This window comes from Bradyrhizobium diversitatis (genome assembly GCF_016031635.1).
GTDB lineage: Bacteria > Pseudomonadota > Alphaproteobacteria > Rhizobiales > Xanthobacteraceae > Bradyrhizobium > Bradyrhizobium diversitatis.
Map to the genome: position 1 here is coordinate 1 of NZ_JACEGD010000069.1, position 17,227 is coordinate 17,227.

Annotated in this window: 17 protein-coding genes and 2 pseudogenes; 8 read left to right on the forward strand and 11 right to left on the reverse strand. The window is 63.1% G+C overall.

Features of this window, described 5'->3' with window-relative positions:
- Together H1B27_RS38250 and H1B27_RS38255 are read right to left on the reverse strand one after the other, a co-directional pair.
- Window positions 1–225 (reverse strand): transposase (locus H1B27_RS38250; RefSeq protein WP_197968963.1); only part of this gene is annotated, 225 nt, incomplete at its 3' end.
- 41 nt (window positions 226–266) lie between these two features.
- Window positions 267–740: a LysR family transcriptional regulator gene (locus H1B27_RS38255; protein WP_283817056.1), complete on the reverse strand. Its 474-nt coding sequence runs from the start codon at window positions 738–740 to the stop codon at window positions 267–269.
- A 107-nt stretch (window positions 741–847) separates the two neighbouring features.
- Between H1B27_RS38255 and H1B27_RS38260 the strand changes: the two genes are divergently transcribed.
- Both H1B27_RS38260 and H1B27_RS38265 read left to right on the forward strand, forming a co-directional pair.
- Window positions 848–2,221 (forward strand): FAD-binding oxidoreductase, encoded by a 1,374-nt coding sequence (locus tag H1B27_RS38260; RefSeq protein WP_197969586.1) that lies wholly within the window; start codon window positions 848–850, stop codon window positions 2,219–2,221.
- A gap of 142 nt (window positions 2,222–2,363) precedes the next feature.
- Window positions 2,364–3,236 (forward strand): GNAT family N-acetyltransferase, encoded by an 873-nt coding sequence (locus H1B27_RS38265; RefSeq protein ID WP_246516039.1) that lies wholly within the window; start codon window positions 2,364–2,366, stop codon window positions 3,234–3,236.
- Between the two features lie 295 nt (window positions 3,237–3,531).
- Here the strand turns inward: H1B27_RS38265 and H1B27_RS38270 are convergent, their stop codons facing one another.
- The 5 genes from H1B27_RS38270 to H1B27_RS38290 all read right to left on the reverse strand — a co-directional run bounded on the left by H1B27_RS38270 (window position 3,532) and on the right by H1B27_RS38290 (window position 8,373).
- On the reverse strand, window positions 3,532–3,882 hold the full coding sequence (locus tag H1B27_RS38270; RefSeq protein ID WP_197969588.1) for a YunG family protein: 351 nt from the start codon (window positions 3,880–3,882) through the stop codon (window positions 3,532–3,534).
- 260 nt (window positions 3,883–4,142) lie between these two features.
- Window positions 4,143–5,231, reverse strand: coding sequence for a TRAP transporter substrate-binding protein (locus H1B27_RS38275; RefSeq protein ID WP_061882294.1), 1,089 nt, complete (start codon window positions 5,229–5,231; stop codon window positions 4,143–4,145).
- A 165-nt stretch (window positions 5,232–5,396) separates the two neighbouring features.
- Window positions 5,397–6,485 (reverse strand): TRAP transporter substrate-binding protein, encoded by a 1,089-nt coding sequence (locus tag H1B27_RS38280; protein WP_197969589.1) that lies wholly within the window; start codon window positions 6,483–6,485, stop codon window positions 5,397–5,399.
- A 205-nt stretch (window positions 6,486–6,690) separates the two neighbouring features.
- Window positions 6,691–7,827, reverse strand: a complete 1,137-nt coding sequence (locus H1B27_RS38285; RefSeq protein WP_061882292.1) for an Mrp/NBP35 family ATP-binding protein — start codon at window positions 7,825–7,827, stop codon at window positions 6,691–6,693.
- A gap of 108 nt (window positions 7,828–7,935) precedes the next feature.
- A complete protein-coding gene (locus H1B27_RS38290) occupies window positions 7,936–8,373 on the reverse strand; it encodes a VOC family protein (protein WP_028179674.1) in 438 nt (145 codons plus the stop codon).
- A gap of 184 nt (window positions 8,374–8,557) precedes the next feature.
- Here H1B27_RS38290 and H1B27_RS38295 point away from each other — a divergent pair, with 184 nt between their 5' ends.
- From H1B27_RS38295 to H1B27_RS38315, 5 genes are all read left to right on the forward strand, one after another.
- Window positions 8,558–9,430 carry an NAD(P)-dependent oxidoreductase gene (locus tag H1B27_RS38295; protein ID WP_061882291.1) on the forward strand — a complete coding sequence of 291 codons (873 nt, stop codon included), beginning with the start codon at window positions 8,558–8,560 and terminating at the stop codon, window positions 9,428–9,430.
- A 188-nt stretch (window positions 9,431–9,618) separates the two neighbouring features.
- Entirely contained in the window at window positions 9,619–11,058 is a 1,440-nt protein-coding gene (locus H1B27_RS38300) for a sodium:proton antiporter (RefSeq protein ID WP_197969595.1), read from the forward strand.
- 161 nt (window positions 11,059–11,219) lie between these two features.
- Window positions 11,220–12,815 carry a sensor histidine kinase gene (locus H1B27_RS38305; RefSeq protein WP_197969590.1) on the forward strand — a complete coding sequence of 532 codons (1,596 nt, stop codon included), beginning with the start codon at window positions 11,220–11,222 and terminating at the stop codon, window positions 12,813–12,815.
- 44 nt (window positions 12,816–12,859) lie between these two features.
- Window positions 12,860–13,063, forward strand: a complete 204-nt coding sequence (locus H1B27_RS38310) for a DUF1289 domain-containing protein (RefSeq protein ID WP_027571622.1) — start codon at window positions 12,860–12,862, stop codon at window positions 13,061–13,063.
- A 28-nt stretch (window positions 13,064–13,091) separates the two neighbouring features.
- Window positions 13,092–13,646 (forward strand): TIGR02281 family clan AA aspartic protease, encoded by a 555-nt coding sequence (locus H1B27_RS38315; protein ID WP_197969591.1) that lies wholly within the window; start codon window positions 13,092–13,094, stop codon window positions 13,644–13,646.
- A gap of 5 nt (window positions 13,647–13,651) precedes the next feature.
- Here the strand turns inward: H1B27_RS38315 and dusA are convergent, their stop codons facing one another.
- A complete protein-coding gene (gene dusA, locus H1B27_RS38320) occupies window positions 13,652–14,644 on the reverse strand; it encodes a tRNA dihydrouridine(20/20a) synthase DusA (protein WP_197969592.1) in 993 nt (330 codons plus the stop codon).
- A gap of 642 nt (window positions 14,645–15,286) precedes the next feature.
- Here dusA and H1B27_RS38325 point away from each other — a divergent pair.
- A pseudogene (locus tag H1B27_RS38325) lies at window positions 15,287–15,763 on the forward strand (TraB/TrbI/VirB10 family type IV secretion system protein); the annotation flags it as partial.
- Here the strand turns inward: H1B27_RS38325 and H1B27_RS38330 are convergent.
- The 3 genes and pseudogenes from H1B27_RS38330 to H1B27_RS38340 form a co-directional block, all read right to left on the reverse strand.
- A complete protein-coding gene (locus H1B27_RS38330) occupies window positions 15,750–16,055 on the reverse strand; it encodes an autoinducer binding domain-containing protein (RefSeq protein WP_197969593.1) in 306 nt (101 codons plus the stop codon). The pseudogene H1B27_RS38325 and the gene H1B27_RS38330 sit on opposite strands and share 14 nt — an antisense overlap.
- An 87-nt stretch (window positions 16,056–16,142) precedes the next feature.
- Window positions 16,143–17,075: an electron transfer flavoprotein subunit alpha/FixB family protein gene (locus tag H1B27_RS38335; RefSeq protein ID WP_197969594.1), complete on the reverse strand. Its 933-nt coding sequence runs from the start codon at window positions 17,073–17,075 to the stop codon at window positions 16,143–16,145.
- Window positions 17,075–17,227, reverse strand: a pseudogene (locus H1B27_RS38340) (electron transfer flavoprotein subunit beta/FixA family protein); the annotation flags it as partial. The gene H1B27_RS38335 and the pseudogene H1B27_RS38340, both read right to left, overlap by 1 nt.

Genomic DNA, 17,227 nt, shown 5'->3' on the forward strand with positions numbered 1-17,227 from the left:
GATGCCCTTCTTGGCCCATCGATTGAAGCGGTTGTAGGCTGTTGTGTAAGGGCCATAGCGCTCCGGCAGATCGCGCCAGGGTGTCCCCGTACGCAGGACGAAGAAGATGCCGTTGAGCACCTTGCGATCATCCGGCCGCGGCCGGCCATTCTTCTTGCCTTCCGCCCCAGGTAACAGCGGAGAGATGATTGTCCACTCGGCGTCTGAAAGATCAAAGCGGGCCATCAGGACCTCCCTTTTGGGAAGCCTTGAATCACTCCGCCTCGTCACTCGCAAGGGGTTTGAGTACAGAACCTAGTCGCATAGCGAATGGCGACATCGCCATCTCCGGCTTGTAAGTCGAGCACTGAGTCAGTGCCGATGACTTCCAGTGGCACATCGGGATGCAGCTTCCGCCACAGGGGCAGGCGGGGCACGAGCCAGCGGCTGGCAAAAGCATTGGTGGTCGTCACCCGGAGAGGCTGTTGGTCGCCTTCCTGCCTGACGGCCGCAATGGCCGCGGCAAACACCTCAAGGCCGCCACGAATGGCCGGGAAAAGCCGCGCTCCGGCATCGGTCAGCGAGAGAGGCCGTGGTCTGCGGCGGAACAGAGCGCGACCACAATACTGCTCGAGCAACCCGATCTGGTGGCTGATCGCGGTTGGCGTGACGCCGAGTTCTGCCGCGGCTTTCTTGAAGCTCAGATGACGGGCGGCAGCTTCAAAAGCGCGGAGCTCGATCAGCGGAGGCAGCTTGTGCATGGGGCCAGTCTAGGTGAAATCAGTTCATCGTCACCTGAATTCTTCGGATTTGCTCTGAGACAGCCCACCATCGAGGATATGGCGGGTCAAGCTGAGGAGCTCATGTCATGTCCATCGCATCTGTTGCCAGCGGTGCCGCCGAACTTAGTGCCTCCTTCGGAGGAGAACTGCTCAAGCCAGGAGACGACGGCTACGACGAGGCGCGCAAGGTCCACAACGGGCTGGTCGACAAACGGCCAGCATTGATTGCCAGGTGCCGCAGTGTGGCCGATGTCGTGGATGCCGTGACACTTGCGACCAAGCTCGGCCTCGAGGTCGCGGTTCGCGGCGGCGGCCACAATGTGGCCGGGCGCGCAACCATCGACGGCGGGATCATGATCGACCTCTCACCCATGAAGGGGGTCCGGGTCGACACTGTCGGCAAGACCGTCTGGGCGCAGGGCGGCGTCACCTGGGGCGAGCTCAATCGAGAAACGCAGCTGCACGGGCTTGCGGTGACCGGCGGCGTGGTCTCGACCACCGGCATCGCGGGCCTGACGCTCGGCGGAGGTCTGGGCTGGCTGATGGGCAAGTACGGCCTCGCACTGGACAATTTGCGGGCTGTCGAACTCGTCACGGCCGACGGCAAGGTTTTGCGGGTCAGCAAGCAAGAGGAGCCCGATCTGTTCTGGGCCGTCCGCGGTGGCGGCGGAAATTTCGGGATCGCTACCAGTCTCGAATATGATCTTCATACGGTCGGGCCGATCATGACCGGCGGACCGATCGTCTACCCCATCGAGCGCTCCCGTGATGTGCTCGAATTCTTCCGGGCCAGCACGCGATCGCTCGCGGACGAGCACATGTTGTTCGCATCCCTGACGCATGCGCCGGACGGGTCCGGTACGGAGGTCGCCGCCCTGGTCACCAGCCACTGCGGTCCAGTGGCGGAGGCCGAACGAGCGATGCGGCCGCTGAAACAGTTCGGGGCACCGATCCTGGATGCAGTCGGGCCGATGCCCTATTGCGAGCTCAACCGCATGCTCGACGCCAACTATCCGAAAGGCGCTTTCAATTATTGGAAATCGAACTTCCTGAGGGAACTGAGTGATGGTGCGATTTCGACCATGATCGATTGTTTCGCGCGCTGCCCAACTCCCATGGGGCAGTTCCTCCTCGAACACATCCACGGCGCGGCGATCCGCATCGACACGGGGGATACGGCATTTCCGCATCGGCAGGAGGGCTACAATTTCCTGATTCTCACGCAGTGGATGCAGCCCAGCGATACGAGCCGTTGCATCTTCTGGGCGCGCGAGACCTACGAAAGGATGCGACCCTTCTTTGCCTCCGGCCGTTATGTCAATTATCTCGATGATGACGAGACAGGCGATCCCGTCGCTGCTGCCTATGGACCGAACTACCGGCGCCTGCAGCGGATCAAGGCGAAGTACGACCCGACGAACTTCTTCCGCATGAACCAGAACGTCCGGCCGCTCGCCTGATTGCCGGCTGAGGATTTCGTCGTTCTCATCCTGGTCAGGATGTCAGTCGAAGGCGCTACACTCCGGCCCGGCACGACGGTTGGCCGGGCGCGCTGATCCCGGGGAGGATTCGAGCATGGCTGTCTTGTGCCGACCCGCTCGCATGGACGACTTGGCCAGAGCCGACGAGATCGTGGTCGCCAGCATCAATGAACTCACTGAACGGCGGGGCTTTGGCAAGATGGCGTCCTCCCGCCCGCAGAATTTTCAAGCCTTCTCGCTCACGGACGATCCCGAAGGTTTATGGGTCGCCGATGACGACGGAGAACTCGTCGGCTTCGCTTGGAGCTGGGTTTGTGGCGAGCTTTGGTTTCTGGCGCAGCTGTTCGTGGCCCCAGATCGCCAGAGCGACGGCATTGGCAATCACCTCATCAGCAAGATGTTTGCTCACGCAGAGAAGCGCGGAGCATCCGTCAGAGCGCTGATCACCTTCACGTTCAACAACGTGTCTCAAGGCCTCTACATCCACCACGGACTATTCCCGCGCTTTCCGATCTACATGGTCAGCGTGTCTCGTGATCGACTGGCGTCGCGGTTGGCTGAGCCGCGGCTCCACCTTGAACCTCTCACGGCCAAGACGATCGGCTTAGATGAGTTGGCACCCATTGATATCAATGCTCTCGGTGTTTCCAGGGCAAGGCATCATCGATATCTCCTCGGCGACAGCACGACGAGCGGGTTCACCATCCACGACGGTAGCGAGTGCGCGGGATATGTCTATATTTCGGATGGACACATTGGCCCGCTTGCAGTCCGCCGGTCGGATCTCATGGGCTCGGCGCTTGCTGCTGCGCTATCGTTCGCGACGCAGAGCGATGTTCCGACCATTTCGGCCTTCGTGCCGGGCGCGAGCGAGCCAGCGCTCAGGGTGGCGACCGACCATGGCATGCGTCTGACCTTCCCGATGCTGCTGATGTCGAATCGACAGTTCGGAGATTGGGGCAGCTACCTTCCGCGCAATCCGGGTTTCATGTAGCTCAATCAAGTGCATTAAGAGCAACGTCATGCATAGAAGCTCCTTTAGCTTGAGCCAGCGAGGGGCTGAAATCTGACCGGCAGTGTGTCCGGCAAAACATCCAATGGAGCACGTCACCTAGCCACTCGCCTGAACGGTCGAATGGCCCGGGTTACATCCAAGAGCTGACCTTTGCACGAGGTCGCCTTCTGGCCCATCCGCGACCTGCGGCGACTTCCCGGTTTTGTACCGTTGTTCAGGGGTGAGCGGACATCTGGAGCGCCCAAACCAAACACCTGATTTATGAGTAAACGCCCTAGTCTGGCCTGACACAGCACACTTGAAAGGCTGTTCTCAGTTCGGCCAGTTGGTCGCTTGTTGCTCCCAACTCCGCGTCGGCGCGACTTGCAGCTATATCCATGTAGCCGATCGGCTGACCGAACTGGCTCGCCGTGAAGTCGTACCTCCGGCCCTCGATCCGATTGTAGAAATGGTCGCCGGCCGGCAGAGGCGTCTTCAGCAAGTCACCGCCGAAGAGGTCGTGAACGAGCAGCGCAGTGACGTTGCATTGGCCGGCCGCGGGATTGCTCGCGGTCCATCGGCTGGCCGTCGCCAGCGACCATGCCTTGCGCAATGCGCTTTGAACTTTATCGGCATCGAAGCTCATCGGATTCCGAGGGCCCGCCACCCGGCTGAAATTCGGATTATTCGATCATGTGCTTCTACCACTGTTTTGCCCGACGCATCAAGTGAATTCGGCAATTCCGCATAAACTCGCGCCGCGCCGCCAAGTCATTGAAAAACCTATACCCGCCTACTGTGCATGGGGTTGTTTTTCATGTTTTGATCCGGACGCCCCTCGGAACGCCGCAACGACGACGCCCCGGAGCCTTCGCTCCGGGGCGCTGTCTGCGACGGATAGCGCGATCAGCTCTGCGAGCGCCGCGCCATGAAGATGTCGTAGCCGACCTCGGCGACCTGGAACCATGCGTAGCCGTCGCTCGTGAACTTGGCGAGCGAGTCGTGCACCTTCTTGAAGTTGGGGTTGGTCGCAGCGACTTCGGCGTGCAGCTCCTTGGCGGCCTTGTAGCAGGCATCCATGATCGACGGCGAGAAGGCATGCAGCTTGGTGCCGCCCGCGAGCAGCTTCTTCAGCGCCAGCGGATTGGCGTTGTCGTAGCGTGCCATCATGTAGTTGTTGGCGTAATGGCCGGCCTGCTCCAGCACGCTCTGGTAATATTTCGGCAGCGCGTTCCACTTGTCGAGGTTGACGAAGGCCATCAGCATCGGTCCGCCTTCCCACCAGCCGGGATAGTAGTAGTGCGGCGCGATCTTGTAGAAGCCGAGCTTCTCGTCGTCATAGGGACCGACCCATTCGGCGGCATCGATGGTGCCCTTCTCCAGCGCTGGATAGATATCGCCGCCGGCGAGCTGCTGCGGCACCACGCCGAGCTTCTGGAGCACACGGCCGGTGAAGCCACCGATGCGGAACTTCATGCCCTTGAGATCGTCGGGCGTGTTGACCTCTTTCCTGAACCAGCCACCCATCTGGCAGCCGGTGTTGCCCGCGAGCAGCGAGACGACGTTGTAGCTCTTGTAGAACTCGTTGAGCACGTCGCGGCCGCCGCCCAGCATGTACCAGGCCTGGTTGATGCGCATGTTGGGACCGAACGGCACGGCCGAGCCGAAGGTGAAGGTCGGGTCCTTGCCGAAATAATAGTAGGACGCCGTGTGGCCGATTTCGCAGGTGCCATTCTGCACGGCGTCGAGCACCTGGAGGCCCGGCACGATCTCGCCGGCCGCGAAGATCTGGATCTGGAATTTGTTGTCGGTCGCTTCCGCGACCATCTTGCACATCATCTCGGCGCCGCCAAACAGCGTGTCGAGCGATTTCGGCCAGCTCGTCGGCATGCGCCATTTGATTTCCGGCATCGACTGCGCGATCGCGGGAGCCGCGAGCGTGGCGGCGCCGGCCGCACCAAGTCCTGTGACCTTGATGAAGTCTCTTCTCTTCATGATTTCCTGCCCTGATGTACCAGTGATTGCGGGCCTTCTTGTCGAGGCTTGCCGCCAGCATGGCGCAAGCCGCGGCCGAATGCCATCGTGATCGCACTGCGGCAAAGGAAAAGCCCGGCCTCGCGAGCGAGGCCGGGCCATCCGTCTTACGACTTAAGCCGCAGATCAGCCGCGTGTGCGCGAACGGATCATGAAGCTGTCGTAGGTATATTCGGCGACCTGCCACCACAGATATTCGTCGGAACGGTAGGCCTGCATGGCGTCGATCGACTTCTTGAAGTCGGCGTTCTTGGCCGAGATCTCAGCCCACAGCTCGTTGGTGGACTTGAGGCAGGCTTCCAGCACTTCGTTGGTGAAAGGACGAAGCTGGGTGCCGCCGGCGACCAGGCGCTTCAGCGCGGCCGGGTTCTGCATGTCGTAGCGCGCAGCCATCCAGGTGTTGGCATGGGCGGTCGCGTTGGTGAGGATCGCCTGGTAGCTCTTCGGCAGCGCATTGAACTTTTCCAGGTTGGCGAAGGCATGGACGGTCGGACCGCCTTCCCAGAAGCCCGGATAGTAGTAGTACTTGGCAACCTTGGCGAAGCCGAGCTTCTCGTCATCGTAGGGGCCGACCCACTCGGCCGCGTCGATGGTGCCCTTCTCCAGCGCCGGATAGATGTCGCCGCCGGCGAGTTGCTGCGGCACCACGCCGACCTTCTGAAACACCTGGCCGGCGATGCCGCCGATGCGCATCTTGAGGCCGGAGAGGTCGGCGACGGTCTTGATCTCCTTGCGGAACCAGCCGCCCATCTGCGCGCCGGTGTTGCCGCAGGGGAAGCCGATCACGTTCGACTTCTTGAAGAACTCGTTGGCGAGCTCGTTGCCGCCGCCCTGATAGAGCCAGGAATTCTGCTGGCGCGCGTTGAGGCCGAACGGCACCGAGGCGAAGATCGCAAAGGTGGGGTCCTTGCCGACGTAGTAGTAGGAGACGGTGTGGCACATTTCGACCGTGCCGCTGGAGGTCGCATCGAGCGCCTGGAGGCCGGGCACGATTTCGCCGCCGGCGAACACCTGGATCTGGAACTTGTTGTCAGTCATCTCGGCGACGTACTTCGCCACCTGCTCGGCGCCGCCATAGATGGTGTCGAGCGACTTCGGGAAGCTCGAAGTCAGGCGCCACTTCACCTCGGGCGAGGACTGTGCGATCGCCGGCGAGGCCACTGCGGTCGCCGCCGCGCCTGCTGCCGACACTTTGAGAAAATCACGACGCTTCATATTCAGGTCTCTCCTTGCTGGGGCGTTTCCCCTTAACTTCTCTTATGCCGCCGCTCATTCCGGCGACGCGTGGATAGTCGCGTCGAACCGAAGGGGCTTGACTGCCGTGCGCCTTTAACACGGCCAGCCCGGTTTCGGAACGCGACAATGGCATGACGGGGCTCTACGAAAGTCGCATGTCCCCGGACCTTGCCGCGGCGGCCGGTCAGGCCGCCGCAATGACGCCCTTGAGCTGGTCCCGGACCTGCCCTGCGATGGCGCGGTAGATCGCCGCATGAGGACCGTCCGGCTCGCTGTCGACCACGGGATTACCGGCGTCCGAGGTGGCGCGAATTGCCATGTGCAGGGGGATCTCGCCGAGAAACGGCACCCCGAGCTTCTCGGCCTCATGCCGCGCCCCGCCATGGCCGAAAATGTCCGACTTGGTCCCGCAATGCGGGCACTGGAAGTAGCTCATATTCTCGACGATGCCGAGGACGGGCACGTTGACCTTCTTGAACATGGCAAGCCCCCGCCGCGCGTCGATCAGGGACAGGTCCTGCGGAGTCGAGACGATCACCGCGCCCTTGAGCGGCACGTTCTGCGCCAGCGTGAGCTGGGCATCGCCGGTGCCCGGCGGCATGTCGACGACCAGCACGTCGAGCTTGCCCCATTCGACGTCGCGCAGCATCTGCGTCACCGCCGACATCACCATCGGCCCACGCCAGATCATCGCGGTCTCCTCCTCGACCAGGAAGCCGATCGACATGATGGCGAGGCCGAAACGCCGAAGCGGAATCATCTTGCGCTCGCCGTTCAGCTCCGGCTTGTCGCGCAGGCCTGTCAGGCGCGGCACCGACGGGCCATAGATGTCGGCATCGAGCAGCCCGACCTTGAGGCCGAGGTCGCGCAGGCCCAGCGCCAGGTTGAGCGCTGTGGTCGACTTGCCGACGCCGCCCTTGCCGGAGGCGACCGCAATCACGGCGGCAACGCCCGGGATTTCCGATTGCCGCGCCATCGGCGACCCACCGCCCTGCGGCGGCTTGTGGGCATGGGCCGGCTGCACGCCGGGCGCGCCGCGGCTCGGCTGCGGGGGTGGCGGCGGCGCGGAGCCCGGCTTGCGCTCGGCGGTCAGCGCCACCATGACGGTGGTGACGCCGGGAATAGCGCGCACCGCGGCCTCCGCTTCGGCCCGGACGGATTCCCAGGCCCTTGCCTCGGCGGCATCCACATTGATCGAGAAGAACACCTTGCCGTCGGACGCGCTGATCGCGCTCAGCACATTGGCATGGGTGAGCGCGACCCCGCGGGGCGACTTGACCTTGGCGAGACTGTCGAGAACCTGTTGCTGCGTCACGCTCAAAGCGCATCTCCTGAACGGAGCATGATCCGGATAAATGTGGAGCGGTCTTCCGATGAGATCATGCTCAAGGCTTTAGGATGCCCCATTAGAGCGGAAACGCCCAAAAGGCTACTGCCTGCCGATATCGTCAGCCTTTTCCACGGGCGCAGCCCCCTGCTCGCTGGCGGCCTCGTAATTCAGCTCGATCATGACCCCATTGGGGTCGTGGACGAAAATCTGCCAGAGATCGCCGCCGGGCACCTGGCGGGCCTCGAACTTCATCCCCTTGGACGCCAGCCGCTGCTTCATGCCGTCAAAGCCGCGACTGACGAAGGCGACGTGGTGGACAACGCCGGAATCAGGCTTTTGTGGCTCGGCGGTCGCAGAAATGTCGACGAGGTGCACCACCGGTTTACCCTCGCTGTACATCCAGGCGCCCGGGAAGGCGAAATTCGGCCGTGCGCCTTTTTCCAGGCCCAGCACGTCCGCGTAGAAGCGGACGGTCTCGGCCAGATTCCGGGTCCGGATGTTGAAATGATCGAGGACGCCAACGCTCACGCCGCCCATGCTCTCGCTCCCTTTTTTGAAGTTCTTGGGTCCGCCATCCTAGCACAGGGGGCCGCCAAACGAAGCCGTTGCCCTCCGGCCTCAAGGGTTTATGGTGCGCCTCCAATCCGCCCTCATCGCGGAACCCAGGCGCCCCTCGCCTGGCAAGAACCGTAAAACCCAAACTACGGACAAGGTACCACAGATGGCTAAAGTCGCTTTCCTCGGTCTCGGCGTGATGGGCTTCCCCATGGCCGGACACCTCGTGAAAAAAGGGGGCCATGAGGTCACCGTCTACAACCGCACCGCGGCCAAGGCGAAGGAATGGGCGGACAAGTTCGGCGGCAAGACCGCACCGACGCCGAAGGCGGCCGCCGAGGGTCAGGATTTCGTGATGTGCTGCGTCGGCAACGACAATGACCTGCGCGCGGTCACGATCGGCCCCGACGGCGCGTTCGCCGGCATCAAGAAGGGCGCGACCTTCGTCGACCACACCACCGCCTCCGCCGAGGTCGCGCGTGAGCTGGACGCGGCCGCCACCAAGGCCGGCTTCAAATTCGTCGACGCGCCGGTCTCCGGCGGCCAGGCCGGCGCCGAGAATGGCGTGCTGACGGTGATGTGCGGCGGCGCGCAGGACGCCTATGCCGGCGCCGAGCCGATCATCACAGGCGCCTATGCGCGGATGTGCAAACTGCTCGGGCCCGCCGGCTCCGGCCAGCTGACAAAGATGGTCAACCAGATCTGCATCGCCGGTCTGGTGCAGGGTCTCTCCGAGGGTATCCACTTCGCCAAAAAGAGCGGCCTCGACGTCGCCGCAGTGATCGAGACCATCTCGAAAGGGGCCGCGCAATCCTGGCAGATGGAGAACCGCTACAAGACCATGAACGAGGACAAGTACGATTTCGGCTTCGCGGTCGAATGGATGCGCAAGGACCTCTCGATCGCGATCGCTGAAGCCCGCCGCAACGGCGCCAACCTGCCTGTCACCGCGCTGGTCGACCAGTTCTATTCCGAGGTCGAGAAGATGGGCGGCAAGCGCTGGGATACGTCGAGCCTGCTCGCACGCCTGCAACGCTGAGGCTCTGCGGCGGCCTCGTCCACGTCCAGGGCCGTGCAACATCGAACGTCGCCGCGACCCCGGCCGCGACGACGTTCAAAACGCGCGAACCGAAATATTCATAAACTTCTGGGGGAGCCTTGCTTAGCGTGATCGCCGCCATCCTCGTCGTTGCCTGCGCCGGCGTCGCGCCGAAGCTTCGGCCCGGAATCGCCGCGGGTGGTGCCTGGCAGCAGGTATCCCGCCTCACGGTTCGCCTCCTCCCGGTCGCGCTCCTGATCCTGCTTGCATCACCGTCGCAGGCGCTCGCCGCATCGCTCGACGGGGCGAGCATTCGGCCGCAATGGGCGCTCCCCTTCGCCGGCATGCTGCTGTCGATCGCGATATTTCCACTCGCAGCGCCTCACTTCTGGGAGCACCACCAGGGCAAGATTGCTGCGATGTGGGCCGCCCTGATCGTCCTGCCGCTTGCCGTCTGGTATGGCCCGCTTCCAACCATCCAGGCACTCGTCCATACCGCGCTGCTCGAATACATCCCCTTCATTCTGCTGCTCCTCGCTCTGTTCACCGTGGCCGGCGGAATCGTGGTGCGCGGCAATCTTCACGGCTCCCCGGTTCTGAATACGCTGCTGCTCGCTCTGGGCACCCTGATTGCGAGCATCATCGGCACGACCGGCGCCTCGATGGTCATGATCCGGCCGGTCCTCCGCGCCAATGACGACCGGCGGCACAACGCGCACGTCGTCATCTTCTTCATCTTTCTGGTGTCCAACATCGGCGGCTCGCTCTCCCCGCTGGGAGATCCGCCGTTGTTCCTGGGGTTCCTGCGCGGCGTGGACTTCTTCTGGACGACGACGCACCTGTTCCCCCAGACCACGTTCGTGGCCTGGATTCTGCTCGCCCTGTTCTTTTGCATCGATACTTATCTTTATCGCAAGGAAGGCCGCGTCAAACCGGACCCAACTCCGGACAATCCCTTGCGGATCAGCGGCGGCCTCAACTTCGCTCTGATGGGGGTCATCATTGCTGCGATCCTCTTGAGCGCCAAGCTCGACCTCGGCGGATTTGAGGTTCTCGGCACGCACCTCCAGCTGCAGAATCTTCTGCGCGATGCCGTAATGATCGGCGTCGTGTTTGCATCTCTTGCCGTCACGCCGAAGGAGGACCATGACGCGAACGGCTTCTCTTGGGGCCCCATGATCGAAGTGGCCAAGCTGTTCGCCGCCATCTTCATCACCATCATTCCCGTGCTTGCGATCCTCAACGCCGGCAACTCCGGCGCGTTTGCCTCCGTCGTGAACATGGTCACCAACGTCGACGGCACGCCGAACAATCCCGCCTATTTCTGGTTGACCGGCTTGCTCTCATCCTTTCTCGACAACGCGCCGACCTATCTGGTTTTCTTTGAGCTTGCTGGAGGCGATGCCAAGCATCTGATGACGAATGGCGCCATGACCCTGGCCGCGATCTCCGCAGGTGCGGTGTTCATGGGCGCGAACTCTTACATCGGTAACGCGCCCAACTTCATGGTTTACGCGATCGCACGAGCGGGCGGCATCGCAATGCCGGGCTTCTTCGGGTACATGGCCTGGACCTCCGTCCTGCTGCTGCCTGTGTTCGCGTTGGTCACGCTCGTTTTCTTCAGCTGAAGGGGCTGCGGGTTCCGCGAGCCGAGGTCGGAACCGGGTATTGGATTAACGCCGGGTTAACGTAATTCTTTAGCTCCTTAAGTCAGCTCTTAAGGATTTCTTGCCAGAGATAGACAACGCAGAAGTCCCGCGCCCGGCGTGGGCAGGAATTGTGTTGTTTGATGAGTAACCCCGCTGAAAAGCCCGAGGTTGTGCAGCTGCCGGCCGAGCCGGTGAGCGCGCCATCGGCGAGCAGCCGAAGGGCTGCGGCGCAGCGGGTGCGCGAGGCGCGGGACAAGTTAACGTCGACCAGTGGAACCCGGCCGGCTTTCGACGCCGAGATGCTGCGGCAATACGCCCAGACGCGGCTGTCCGCCTCCTATGTCGTGATGCTGCTGGTGGTGGCCACCGGCGTGCTGTTCGGGCTGTGGATGCAGCCGGTCCCGGCCGCGGCCTGGACCGTCGGCATGCTCTGCATCCACGGCGCCATGATCCGCAGTTGCCGGCGCTTCCTGACCGAGCCCGCCTCGCCCGCGGCGACGCGCGCGTGGCGGACGCGCTTCGTCGTGCTCGACCTGCTCTATGGCCTGTGCTGGATGGCGATCCTGATCCATCCCGTGCTCGACATGGTCACGGAAACGCTGATGATGTTCCTGATGCTGCTGGTGATCGCAGTATCGAGCATGCTCGCCGCCAACCTGCCGATCGCAGCCCTTGCCGCCACGGCGCCGGTCGCGGTCGCGATGGCGCTGAGCTTCGCAGTGACCGGTTCACTGGACAACTACATCCTGGCCGCGCTGGCGCTTGCCGCCGAAGGCTATTTCGTCCTCCTGGCGCACCGCCTCCACTCCTCGACCTTCGCCACGCTGGAAGCGCGCGCAGAAAAGGACGCGCTGATCGGCGAGCTGGAACAGGCCAAGGCGATCTCGGACGAGGCGCGCCACCGTGCCGAAGCCGCCAACGTCGCCAAGTCGCGCTTCCTCGCGCAGATGAGCCACGAGTTGCGCACGCCGCTGAATGCCATCCTCGGCTTCTCCGAGGTGATGAAGAGCGAGATCTTCGGCGCGCATCAGGTCCCCGTCTATAAGGAATATTCCGCCGACATCCATAATTCCGGCGTGCACCTGCTCAACCTCATCAACGAGATCCTCGATCTGTCGCGGATCGAGGCCGGCCGCTACGAACTCAACGAGGAAGCGGTGTCGCTGGTCGGCATCGTCGCCGACTGCCATCATTTGATGAAGCTGCGTGCCTCGAGCCGCGGCATCACCATCCACGAGGTGTTCGAGCAGGCCATGCCGCGGCTCTGGGCCGACGAGCGCGCGATCCGGCAGGTGGTGCTCAATCTGCTCTCCAACTCGATCAAGTTCACCCCGCAGGGCGGCGAGATCTGGCTCAAGGCGGGATGGACCGCCTCGGGCGGACAGTATCTCTCGGTGAAGGATACCGGCTCCGGCATCCCCGAGGACGAGATTCCAGTCGTGCTGGCCTCGTTCGGCCAGGGCTCCAATTCGATCAAGTCGGCTGAACAGGGCGCCGGCCTCGGCCTGCCGATCGCCAAGAATCTGATCGACCTGCATGGCGGCACGTTCACGCTGAAATCGAAGCTGCGCATCGGCACCGAGGTGATCGTCACCTTCCCGCCGGAGCGTGTGATGAGCGCGCTCGCCCCGCTGTCGGATGATTCTCCGCCGCTCCAGCCGGAGAGTTCCGGCCTGCCCGACGAGAAACGCCGGCCGCGCCACAAGCCGATCATGAGTGCGGGCACGGGCTCTTAACGAGATGCTTGCAGAGATGTCCGACGATCCCTCACAATGTCCGAATGAGCAAAGAAACACCGTGCGTCGCCGTCTGCATGATCGATCCCAAGACCAAGCTGTGCTTCGGGTGCGGCCGGACCTTGCCCGAGATCGCACGCTGGCATGCCATGGAAAGCGCAGACCGGCTAGCGATCATGGCCCTCTTGCCGGCGCGCATGACGGAAGCTGGACTTGCGCCGATCGCGGGATCGCCGAAACGCATCTGAGCCGCCCGTGGGCCGTCGGAGGCGCGCGATGATCCGCTTCCTGCTCGTTCTGGTCATGCTCGCCGGCACGGCAGGTGCGGTGGTCGCCTATGGCGACCCCGACCAAATCGCGCGGGCCAGCCACAAGGTCTCGCACATCTTCCGCGGACAGACCCCCTCCCCTGCGCCGGCCGTACAGGTCCCGCGCGGCCAGGGCGGCGAATTCACGCTGCGTGCGAAGATCAATGGCGTCACCGCGCCGATGGTGATCGATACCGGCGCGACATCGGTGGTGCTGACCTGGGAAACCGCGAAAGCAATCGGACTGCCGCTCGAGATGCTCGAATACGACGTCGACCTGGAGACCGTGGGCGGCCACACCAAAGCGGCGCGGCTCACGCTTGACCGTCTCGCCGTCGGCCATCTCGTGGAGAAGTCGGTGCCGGCCCTCGTCGTGCAGCGCGGCCAGATGAAGACCAACCTGCTCGGCATGAGCTTCCTCGACCGCCTTGAAAGCTGGGGCGTGCGCGCCGACAAGCTGATGCTCACCGGCTATCCGGAACTCCAGCGCAGTCATCGCCGCTCGCGCACGGCCGTCGACTAGCTGACTTACGCCGCCTCTGCCGGCGCGCGCGCAGCGACGTGCGCGATCGCATCGCGCAGCACTTCGAGACCAGCGCCCGGCTTCACCCCTTGCTCGGCCAGATGACGGCGGAAGGCTCGCGCGCCCGGCACGGCATGGAATGCGCCGACGAAATGCCGCGTGATTGCATGCAGTCGCGTTCCGCGCACCAGCTGCTGCTCGATGTAGGGCATCATCGCCTCGATCGCATCCTGCATGGTCGCATGCGGCGCCGCTTCGCCGAAGATCTCCCGATCCACGGAGAGCAGCCGCCACGGCTCCTGATAGGCGGCGCGGCCAAGCATCACGCCGTCGACGTGTTCGAGATGTGCTTTCGCGTCTTCGATGCCAGCAATGCCGCCGTTGATGATGACAGTCACACCAGGCATTGCGTGTTTGAGGCGATAGACGCGGTCATAATCGAGCGGGGGAACGTTTCGATTCTCCTTCGGAGACAACCCGTTGAGCCAAGCCTTGCGGGCATGCACGATCAGCGCATCGCAGCCGGAGGCGACCACCGCATGTGCAAGCGCATCGAGCGCGACTTCCGGGTCCTGCTCATCGATGCCGATGCGGCACTTCACTGTGACGGGAATTGCGACGGTGCGCTTCATCGCCTCGACGCACCTCGCCACCAGCTCCGGCTCTGCCATGAGGCAGGCGCCGAAGCGGCCATCCTTCACGCGATCGGACGGACAGCCGACATTGAGGTTGATCTCGTCATAGCCGAACGCCTCGCCGATCCGCGCAGCCTCGGCCAGCTCGCGCGGATCTGAGCCGCCGAGCTGAAGCGCCACCGGATGCTCACAACGATCGAACCCGAGCAGCCGCTGCCGATCGCCATGAATGACGGCGCCGGTGGTGAGCATCTCCGTATAAAGCAACGCCCGCCGCGACAGATGACGATGGAACACCCGGCAATGCCGGTCCGTCCAATCCATCATGGGCGCCACGGAAAAGCGATAATCTTGATCTTTCAACAAGTTACCCTACACTATCAAAGGACTAGAAGAGGAACATACACCCAGTGTGTGCACTCCAAACTAGCCAAAATTGCACCCGTTTGTACCGCATTTGATCTCGCGGTGCACACGTAGCGCACACGAAATCGGAGTGGAGTGCACACGCAATGGCGACCTTCACAAAGCTCAATTCGGGGAGCTGGCGGGTCCAGGTACGGCGCAAGCGGCAGTATGTGGCCAACACATTTCTACGGCGGCATGACGCTGAAGAATGGGCCCGTGACGTGGAGCGGGCGATCGATCGCGGGATCCCAGTTAGACGGGCTCATCCCCACGAACCACCGCGGATCTTTTCCGACTTGATCACGCTTCACATCGACGATCTGACCGAAGTCGGAAAGTCTATCGGACGGTCCAAGGCCGCCGTAATGGAGGCATTGAAGGTCTCCCTCGGAAGAGTAAAGATTCAGGATCTAACGCGCGAGCGATTGATCGAATTTGGGAAAAGGCGAGCGAAGCAAGGCGCAGGCCCACCGACGTTATCGATCGATTTCTCTTTCATCCGAACCATTCTTACACACGCCGCCGCCATTCATGGAATTGATGTGTCCGCCGAAAACGTTCGCTTGGCGCGGGTGGCGCTCAAACGCCTCGACCTGATCGGCAACCGGCGAGCATCTCTTGATCCCGCAGGGGACTCGTCTCGTGGGCAAATACGACAGCGTCGTCGCCTTTGGCCAGAAGCGGGCGCTGGTCGTCTGGACGAGACTTATCTTGCCGAACGGCAATTCGATCGTGATCGAGAACCTTCCGGCGACAGACGTTGCAGGCTACGCGGGGCTCGAGGACCAGGTGGACTTCCATACCTGGCAGTTGCTCAAGGGGGTGGCGTTGGCGACCCTGATTGGGGTTGGGACGCAGCTATCGATCGGCAACGACGAGAGCGATCTCGTGAAGGCGCTGCGGGAAAGTACGCAGCAGACGACCAATCGTGCGGGGCAGCGCCTGGTGGAGCGCGAGCTCGACGTGCAGCCGACGATCACGGTGCGGCCGGGGTGGCCGCTACGGGTGATTGTTTCGAAAGATCTGGTGCTGAAGTCGTACCAGGACGGTCAATCGGCAGCTAAGGGCAGATGACGATATGAAGCTTGCGAAACTGCGCGTCCCAACTGAAGACACCGCGCTCGGCCCGGGCACGTTGCACAACCGGATCCAAGCTCTGGTAGTTCAGGCGAAGATACCGGCTGGTCCAGGACTTTGGATACGATGAGATGAGGCTTGGCTGGCCGTCGCCCACGCGCAAATAGGCGAACCAGCGGAAGCCAAGCCCATGCGCTACGCGCGACGCTACCCGTTCAAACGCGTGACCGTCCTCTGCCGTCTGGAGCGCATCAACGAACTCCTCGAACAAGTACTCAGTGCGCTTCATCTGGAATCGAGCCAAGCCCCTGACTATGCGCTCATAGCTTCCGCGGATCTTCGGCGTCCACGGCCAAGCGGGTGCGCTGAACGACCCTTAGTCGAGCTCTTCCGTCAGCTCCGGAACCGCCTGATAGAGGTCGGCGACCAGGCCGTAATCGGCAACCTGGAAGATCGGCGCGTCCTCGTCCTTGTTGATCGCAACGATCACCTTGGAGTCCTTCATGCCGGCCAAATGCTGGATGGCGCCGGAAATGCCGACCGCGACATAGAGCTCGGGCGCCACGACCTTGCCGGTCTGCCCGACCTGCCAGTCGTTCGGCGCATAGCCGGCGTCCACCGCCGCGCGCGAGGCACCGACGCCGGCGCCGAGCTTGTCGGCGAGCGGCTCGATGTATTTGGCGAAGTTCTCGCGGCTCTGCATGGCACGGCCACCGGAGACGATAATCTTGGCCGAGGTCAGCTCGGGACGATCGCTCTTGGCAACCTCCTCGCCGATGAACGACGACAAGCCCGGATCGGCGGCCGCCGCCACGTTCTCCACCGCAGCGCTGCCACCCTCACCCGCTGCGGCGAAGGTCGAGGTCCGCACCGTGATGACCTTCTTGGCGTCCTTCGACTTCACCGTCTGGATCGCGTTGCCGGCATAGATCGGGCGCTCGAAGGTATCGGGCGCGACCACCTTGATGATCTCGGAGACCTGCATGACGTCGAGCAGAGCGGCGACGCGGGGCATCACGTTCTTGAAGCGCGAGGTCGCCGGTGCGACGATCGCGTCATAGCCGGACGCCAGCGAGACGATCAGCGCAGCCAGCGGCTCGGCGAGATCGTGCGCGTAGAGGTCGCCATCGGCGAGCAGCACCTTCTTGACGCCGGCGAGCTTCGCGGCGGCATCCGCCGCGCCCTTGGCGTTCTGGCCGGCGACCAGCACCTCGACATCCGCACCGAGCGCGGCAGCCGCGGTCAGGGCCTTGTTGGTCGCATCCTTCAACGACGCGTTGTCGTGTTCGGCAATCAGCAGCGTCGTCATCAGAGCACCCCGGCTTCGTTCTTGAGTTTGGACACCAGCTCGGCGACGTCCTTGACCTTGACGCCCGCCTTGCGGCCCGCCGGCTCCGTCGTCTTGAGAACCTCGAGACGCGCGGCGACGTCGACGCCGTAATCGGCGACGGCCTTCTCCGC

Excerpts from the sequence above, each read along its gene's own strand:
- H1B27_RS38255 (WP_283817056.1), bottom strand. The coding sequence starts at position 740 with ATGCACAAGCTGCCTCCGCTGATCGAGCTCCGCGCTTTTGAAGCTGCC.
- H1B27_RS38260 (WP_197969586.1), top strand. The coding sequence starts at position 848 with ATGTCCATCGCATCTGTTGCCAGCGGTGCCGCCGAACTTAGTGCCTCC.
- H1B27_RS38265 (WP_246516039.1), top strand. The coding sequence starts at position 2,364 with ATGGACGACTTGGCCAGAGCCGACGAGATCGTGGTCGCCAGCATCAAT.
- H1B27_RS38270 (WP_197969588.1), bottom strand. The coding sequence starts at position 3,882 with ATGAGCTTCGATGCCGATAAAGTTCAAAGCGCATTGCGCAAGGCATGG.
- H1B27_RS38275 (WP_061882294.1), bottom strand. The coding sequence starts at position 5,231 with ATGAAGAGAAGAGACTTCATCAAGGTCACAGGACTTGGTGCGGCCGGC.
- H1B27_RS38280 (WP_197969589.1), bottom strand. The coding sequence starts at position 6,485 with ATGAAGCGTCGTGATTTTCTCAAAGTGTCGGCAGCAGGCGCGGCGGCG.
- H1B27_RS38290 (WP_028179674.1), bottom strand. The coding sequence starts at position 8,373 with ATGGGCGGCGTGAGCGTTGGCGTCCTCGATCATTTCAACATCCGGACC.
- H1B27_RS38295 (WP_061882291.1), top strand. The coding sequence starts at position 8,558 with ATGGCTAAAGTCGCTTTCCTCGGTCTCGGCGTGATGGGCTTCCCCATG.
- H1B27_RS38305 (WP_197969590.1), top strand. The coding sequence starts at position 11,220 with ATGAGTAACCCCGCTGAAAAGCCCGAGGTTGTGCAGCTGCCGGCCGAG.
- H1B27_RS38310 (WP_027571622.1), top strand. The coding sequence starts at position 12,860 with ATGAGCAAAGAAACACCGTGCGTCGCCGTCTGCATGATCGATCCCAAG.
- H1B27_RS38315 (WP_197969591.1), top strand. The coding sequence starts at position 13,092 with ATGATCCGCTTCCTGCTCGTTCTGGTCATGCTCGCCGGCACGGCAGGT.
- H1B27_RS38330 (WP_197969593.1), bottom strand. The coding sequence starts at position 16,055 with ATGAAGCGCACTGAGTACTTGTTCGAGGAGTTCGTTGATGCGCTCCAG.
- H1B27_RS38335 (WP_197969594.1), bottom strand. The coding sequence starts at position 17,075 with ATGACGACGCTGCTGATTGCCGAACACGACAACGCGTCGTTGAAGGAT.